The sequence below is a fragment of the Rhodopila sp. genome (assembly GCF_035548235.1).
GTDB lineage: Bacteria > Pseudomonadota > Alphaproteobacteria > Acetobacterales > Acetobacteraceae > Rhodopila.
Map to the genome: position 1 here is coordinate 1 of NZ_DASZTJ010000167.1, position 6,783 is coordinate 6,783.

Below are 6,783 nucleotides of genomic sequence, written 5' to 3' on the forward strand. Positions count from 1 at the left end.
GGGGCATCGCAGGGGGGCATCGCAGGGGGGGCATCGCGGGGGGTCATTCAAGAATCATGCGGGAATCATGCAGGCTTTTTTCGTACTGTATTTGTTCTTGTTTTACCCCAAATTCTCCCTTAAGCACACCGCATGGCAACACGGCCGCCCCCCTCGTCCGCCCCGTTCGCGGAACTCGGCGCCCGGTCCAACTTCACCCTGCTGGACGGCGCCTCCCACCCGCAGGAACTGGTCATCCGCGCCAAGGTCCTCGGGCATGCCGGCATCGGCGTCTGCGACGTCAACAGCCTGGCCGGCGCGGTGCGGGCGCATGTCGCGGCGAAGGAGGTCGGGCTGCGCTACGTCCTCGGCACCAGGCTGGTGCTGGAAGACGGCGCGTCCTACCTCGCCTGGCCGACCGACCGGACCAGCTACGGGCGGCTGACCCGGCTGCTGTCGAAGGGCCGGATGGACAACCCGAAAGGCGACTGCCGCATCGGGCGGGAGGCGATGCTGGCGCATGCCCAAGGCTGGGTGATGGCCGCGATTCCGCCCCGCCTGCCCGACGCCGCCTTCGCCGAACGGCTGCACGCGGACGTCGAGGCGCTGTCCTCCCTGGCCCTGCCGCTGTTCTGCATGGCCCCGGCCCTGCTGGACGGCCTCGACGCCCCACGCCTGGACCGCCTGATGCGGACCGGCGTCCCGCTGCTCGCCACCACCGACCCGCGCTACCACGCCCCCGAACGGCGCCGGATGGCGGACGTGCTGAGCGCGATCCGCCTGCGCACCACCGTCGACATGCTGGGCTACGAAGCCGAACGGAACGGCGAACGCTGCCTGAAACGCCTTGACGAGATGCGGCATTTGTTCGCCGCCTGCCCCAGTGCCTTGACCAACACCCTGACGGTGCCGGAGGCCTGCGCCGGGTTCTCGCTCGATCAGTTGCGGCACGAATACCCGCACGAGATCCTGGAACCCGGCCGGACGGCCATGCAGACGCTGACCGACCGGGTCAACCAGGCCGCCGCCGCGAAATGGCCGGACGGCGTCCCGCCGGACATCACGGCCCGGATCGATCACGAACTCGCCCTGATCGCGCAACTGGGCTACGCGCCCTATTTCCTGACGGTGCATGAGATCGTGCGCTTCGCCAGGGGCCGGGACATCCTCTGCCAGGGCCGCGGATCGGCGGCGAACTCCACCGTCTGCTACCTGCTGGACATCACCGGTGTCGATCCGTCCAAGCACGACCTGCTGTTCGAACGCTTCGTCTCCGCCAGCCGCAACGAACCGCCCGATATCGACGTCGATTTCGAGCATGAGCGGCGCGAGGACGTGATCCAGCACATCTACCAGCGCTATGGCCGGGACCGCGCGGCGATCGCCGGCGCCGTCATCCGCTATCGCGGCCGCAGCGCCATCCGCGAGGTCGGCAAGGCCCTCGGCCTGCCCGAGGACATCACCGCGCGCCTCGCCAAGACCGGCTGGGGCCTGGGCGGCGAGCGCCGGTTCGAGGACCTGGCTCGGAAGGAGGGCTTCAACGCCGCCGACCGCCGGCTGGCGATGACGCTGGAACTGGCGGAGGAGATCCAGGACTTCCCCCGTCACCTGGCCACCCATGTCGGCGGCTTCGTCATCAGCCAGGGACCGCTGACCGAGATGGCGGTGATCGGCAACGCGGCGATGAAGGACCGCACCGTGCTGGAATGGGACAAGGACGATATCGACGCGCTGAAGCTGCTGAAGGTCGATGTCCTGGGCCTGGGCATGCTGTCCTGCCTGCATCGCGGCTTCGACCTGGTGAGCCGGCATCACGGGGAAACGCTGACCCTGACGTCGGTGCCGCAGGATTGCCCCAAGACCTATGCGATGCTGCGCAAGGCGGACTCGCTGGGCGTGTTCCAGGTGGAAAGCCGGGCGCAGATGTCGATGCTGCCGCGGCTGAAGCCCGAGAAGTTCTATGACCTGGTCATCCAGGTCGCGATCATCCGGCCCGGCCCGATCCAGGGCGACATGGTGCATCCCTTTCTGCGCCGGCGCTGGGGACTGGAAGAGCCGGTTTACCCCGCGCCATCCCCCGAACACGGCCCGCCGGACGAATTGAAGAACGTGCTCTGGCGGACCGAGGGCGTGCCGCTGTTCCAGGAACAGGCGATGCGCGTCGCGATCGTCGCCGCCAAGTTCACCCCCAACGAGGCGGACGAGTTGCGCCGCGCGATGGCGACGTTCAAGCACACGCAGGGCGTGGGGGTTTATCGCGAGCGCCTGATCAACGGCATGGTCCGCCGGGGCTATGATCCCGAACTGGCGGAGCGGGTGTTCAAGCAGATCGAGGGGTTCGGCTCCTATGGCTTCCCGGAAAGCCATGCCGCGAGCTTCGCGCACCTGGCCTATATTTCGTCCTGGCTGAAGTGCCACTACCCGGCGGCCTTCGCCGCCGCCCTGCTGAACAGCCAGCCGATGGGCTTCTATGCCCCGGCGCAGATCGTCCGCGACGCCGCCGCGCACGGCGTGGAAATCCGGCCGGTGGACGTCAACGCCAGCGACTGGGACTGCACGCTGGAGCCGGCACCCGGCAGCGCCGGCGAACACGCCCTGCGACTGGGCCTGCGGATGGTGTCCGGCCTGCCGAAAGACGATGGCGAGCGGATCGTGGAGACGCGCCGGTCGGGCAACGGCTCGCCCTACGAGTCGGTCGAGGAAGTGGCCCGCCGCGCCGATGCCGGCCGCAGGGCATTGGAGGCCCTCGCCCAGGCGGACGCTTTCGCCCGGCTGCGCATCGGCCGGCGCGGGGCGCTGTGGGACGCGAAAGCGGTCGAGACCGACGAACTGCCGCTGCTGCGCCTGGCGCAGGCGGGCGGGGGATCGCCGCTGATCCGCGAACCGCCGGTCGCGCTGCCGGCCGAGACGGCGGGCCAGGCGGTGATGCGCGACTATGCCGCCACCGGCCTGACGCTGCGCCAACACCCGATGGCCCTGCTGCGGCCGCTGCTGCAGGCCGAGGGCCATGACGACACGCGCCGGCTGCAAACCGCCAAACCCGGCAGTTTCCTCCGCCTTCCGGGGATCGTGCTGATGCGCCAGCGGCCGGGGACGGCGAAGGGGATCATCTTCGTGACGCTGGAGGACGAGTTCGGCATCGCCAACCTCGTCGTCTACCCGGACATCGTCGCCCGCGACCGCACCGCGCTGGTCGGGTCCCGTCTGATGCTGGCCGAGGGACGGATCGAGCGGGAGACCAAACACGCGGAAGTCCCGATCATCCACCTGATCTGCCGCCGCCTGATCGACCGCGGCGACCTGCTGGGCCGGCTGAACCTGTCCGACGCGGACCGAGGCGCGAAGGTCCCGCTGCCGCCGAGCCGGGATTTCCGGTGAGGGAGGGGGGCTGGGGGGATCGGTTGCGCGCTATGGCCGCTCCAAGGAGACTCGGAGTTCGGTTCGCGCCGCTTTCCAGACCGCACGCGCTGCATCGAGATTCATAGCCGCAATCCCCAGGCCGACGATGATGTCGGGCCAGATCGAGGGCCGGAACAGGGTGACGGCGCCCGCGCCGACGATCGCGATATTGGCCAGCGTGTCGTTACGTGCCGACAGGAACGCCGCTTTCGTGAGGCTGCCGCTATGCTGGCGAAACCGCGCAAGCGCCAGGGCCAAGCGTCAGGGCGCAGAAGAAGTTGACCGCGAGAGCCCCAAGGCCCGTGACGGTCAGTGGAGCGGCCTCCGGCGGCACCGGCGCGCTGAACTTGTGCCAAAGCGTCCAAAGGAACGCTCCGGCGGGGATGAGCAGCACGCCCGAGAGCAGCATTCCGACCTGCGCCCGCCGCGCGGTGCTCCAACCGAGCGCGGCGAAGATCAGCAGGTTGACCGCCGCATCTTCGAGGAAGTCGACGCTGTCCGCCAGCAGCGAAACCGAACCGATGCGCAGGGCGACGACAAACTCGACGCCGAAATAGGCCAGGTTGAGCAATGCGACCAAGCGGACCGCGCCCCGAAGGCGCTCATCTTCAGTCTCCATCACCTTCCCCTCCTGGCATCGATCACGGCGAGACCGGATCCTCGACGAAGCACGGCAGGTTTCCGTCGGTCGCAGGATACCGGGTCCAGTACCCGGTTGCCCGGCCCGGTCCTCTGATCCGGCCTATGCGGCGGCGCTCATCGGTTGCCGCGCTCGCACGATCTCGACCGTGACGTGCGACAGCATCGGGAACGGCGCGAGCTTGGCGCGATAGTGGGCCTCGTCCCATCCGGCGTCGGTGGCGACGCTCAGGATCGCTCCTAAATGCCCGGGTCCCAGCCGCCAGAGGTGAAGATCGGCCACGGCGTCGCCGGATGTCTCGATGACTTGGCGGATCTGGTTCGCAAGCTGGCGATCGGGGTTCATGTCCAGGAGGATCGCGCCGGTGTCTCGGATGAGGCCATAGGACCAGCTTGCGATCACCAAAGCCCCGATAGCGCCTGCGAGGGGGTCCATCCAGAGCCATCCAAGCCAGCGGGCCAGGACCAGGCCGGCGATCACCAGGACCGATACCATGGCGTCCGCCACGACGTGCACGATGGCGCTGCGCATGTTGTTGTCGCGATCGTGTGCCCCGTGCTCATGTTCGGAGAAGACAAGCGTGTGCTGCTCGTCGCCGATCGTTACGAAGGCCGTGAAGGCGTGCGGCTCGGGGATCTCCTCGACGGACTCGACGAAGACGCCTTGTTCGACGAAGCGGAAGGCTTGCCTGGCGCCGTCCGGACGAACCGTCTCGATCTTGGCCTCGCCCGGCGCCAAGGCGGCGCCGTCGGCACGGCGCACACGAAAGCGCGGCGGAACTCCGTCCTCGAACACGGTCACAAGGACAGGGCCGGCGGCCGTCGCGATCTCAAGGACTTCCGCTTCATGATCGTGTCCGTGATCATGGCCGCGACTGTGCCCGTGATGGTGGCCAGGGTGGTGCCCAGGGTGATGGTCGTGGCCACCGGCGCCCAGCAGCCAGGCGCTGGCGAGGTTCACGGCCAGGCCGAGGCCGGCGATCGGAATCGCTTCGCCAAAGTGGATCGGGACGGGGTGCAGGAACCGGGTCACCGCCTCGTAGCCGATCAGCAGCGCGATCATGGCCAGGACGATCGCGCTGGTGAACCCGGCCAGGTCGCCGAACTTGCCGGTGCCGAAGGTGAAGCGCGGATCGTCGGCATACCGGCGAGAATAGGTGTAGGCGAGCGCAGCGAGCAGCAGGGCGCCGGCGTGGGTCGACATGTGCAAGCCGTCGGCGACGAGCGCGATCGACCCGAAGAGCAGGCCGCCGACGATCTCGCCGACCATCATCGCGCCGCAAAGGACGATGACCGCCCAGGCGCGCCGCTCGTTCGACTGATGGCTGGGGGCGAGGAAGACATGTCCATGAGCGGCGGCCGCTTCGGTCGTTGGAGCCTCGGTCATGGGTCTCTCCTGCTTCAGATAGGTTCGCACGACCGACAGCCGGTGCTCGGCCGCCTCGGTGTTGAAAGCGTCCGGGTGCTTCCGGCGATCGACCAGGTGCGCAGGCACGTGATCCTCAACGGCCCCCGCCATCAGCCCGGCCATGGCGACGCGCGTACTGGCCGCCGCCATGGCCAGGCTATCGACCGGGCGACATGCTCCGTCTCTACATCCGGGGCTATCTCAACCAGGTCCGGTCATCCAGGCAACTGGAGAGGGGGTCGTGTCTCGGTTTGAATTTCGGCTCCCGCCCCATGGCGTGCTGCTGGCCGCGGAGCACGCGATCATCAAGGCGGTCAGTCGCCTGGCTGGGACCGCCGACGGTTTGTGCAGGTCGGGCCGTTGGGGCCAGCTTGGTGGGAGGGTTGTCGGCGGGGCAGGGGGTTCCATGGAAATGGAACCGCAAAGCACGCCGAACACGCAAAGTCCGCCGACTGTCTTAGAAGGCCCGGACTATTCGCTTGATCTCAAGGCGGAGCTTGCCGAAATCGAGCCGTCGGCACGGACGCAGGCCCGTGGTTTTCAATCGTGGCTTTCAGGTCATTCAGGCCCTGCGCCCGACGAATGTCGTCGGTCACCCTGGTGACCTTCAATTCTACAGAACGATGTTCCCCACCAGCAGGTTCCCGGTATCATCCCCGACCACGACATCATCGTAGCGAACGACCATGCGATGTTGTTGCGCGACCGCGACCCCCGCTTTGCGCAACGCATGCACTAAAGCGTTCTCATAGACTTTCTCGAAGAACCCGGTCCCCCGGGGTACGCATCACCGTCAAGGCACAGCCGATAACCTGCTTGGATAGAGCATCAAGCCTATCCCGACAGTCACCCATTTGCGTGTTCGGCGTGCTTTGCGGTTCCATTGTCCCTACCCGCCCGCACGACACCTGCCCGTTCCGTCCCAGGTTGCTCTGCTCAAATCGCGCGGATCGGCGATCAGTGACGACCGTCGCGCGTCCACGGCTCTCGAACGCATCGGCTATCGAGTACGCATCACCGTCAAGGCGCAGCCGATAACCTGCCTGGACAGGGCATCAAGCCGATCCCGACAGTCCCCCATTTGCGTGTTCGGCGTGCTTTGCGGTTCCGTTGTCCCTACCCGCCCGCACGACACCTGCCCGTTCCGTCCCAGGTTGCTCTGCCCAAATCGCGCGGATCGGCGATCAGTGACGACCGTCGCGCGTCCACGGCTCTCGAACGCATCGGCTACTACCGGCTGCGCGGCTATCCAGCCTTGCCAGGATCCTCCAGGCCGATCGCCCGCAGACGCGCCCCTTCCTCGTCCCAGCCCTTGCGTTCCTTGACGTTGAGAAACAAGTGCACGGGCCGGTCCAGCA

The 6,783-nt window shown here is 67.5% G+C and carries 4 protein-coding genes and 2 pseudogenes; 1 reads left to right on the forward strand and 5 read right to left on the reverse strand.

Translation table 11 applies throughout. The annotated features are described in order from the left end of the window. Nucleotides 1-132 precede the first annotated feature (132 nt). Nucleotides 133-3,357 carry an error-prone DNA polymerase gene (locus VHB27_RS13715; protein WP_325601308.1) on the forward strand — a complete coding sequence of 1,075 codons (3,225 nt, stop codon included), beginning with the start codon at nucleotides 133-135 and terminating at the stop codon, nucleotides 3,355-3,357. A gap of 30 nt (nucleotides 3,358-3,387) precedes the next feature. Here the strand turns inward: VHB27_RS13715 and VHB27_RS13720 are convergent, their stop codons facing one another. The 5 genes and pseudogenes from VHB27_RS13720 to VHB27_RS13735 all read right to left on the reverse strand — a co-directional run. Next, nucleotides 3,388-3,636, reverse strand: a complete 249-nt coding sequence (locus VHB27_RS13720; protein ID WP_325601310.1) for a hypothetical protein — start codon at nucleotides 3,634-3,636, stop codon at nucleotides 3,388-3,390. Continuing rightward, nucleotides 3,602-3,997 carry a hypothetical protein gene (locus VHB27_RS13725; RefSeq protein WP_325601312.1) on the reverse strand — a complete coding sequence of 132 codons (396 nt, stop codon included), beginning with the start codon at nucleotides 3,995-3,997 and terminating at the stop codon, nucleotides 3,602-3,604. Before VHB27_RS13725 ends, VHB27_RS13720 begins: the two co-directional genes overlap by 35 nt. A gap of 123 nt (nucleotides 3,998-4,120) precedes the next feature. Next, entirely contained in the window at nucleotides 4,121-5,575 is a 1,455-nt protein-coding gene (gene dmeF, locus VHB27_RS13730) for a CDF family Co(II)/Ni(II) efflux transporter DmeF (protein WP_408904002.1), read from the reverse strand. Between the two features lie 463 nt (nucleotides 5,576-6,038). After that, nucleotides 6,039-6,188 (reverse strand): annotated as a pseudogene (locus VHB27_RS24795) (GxxExxY protein); the annotation flags it as partial. 482 nt (nucleotides 6,189-6,670) lie between these two features. Continuing rightward, a pseudogene (locus VHB27_RS13735) lies at nucleotides 6,671-6,783 on the reverse strand (GTPase Era); the annotation flags it as partial.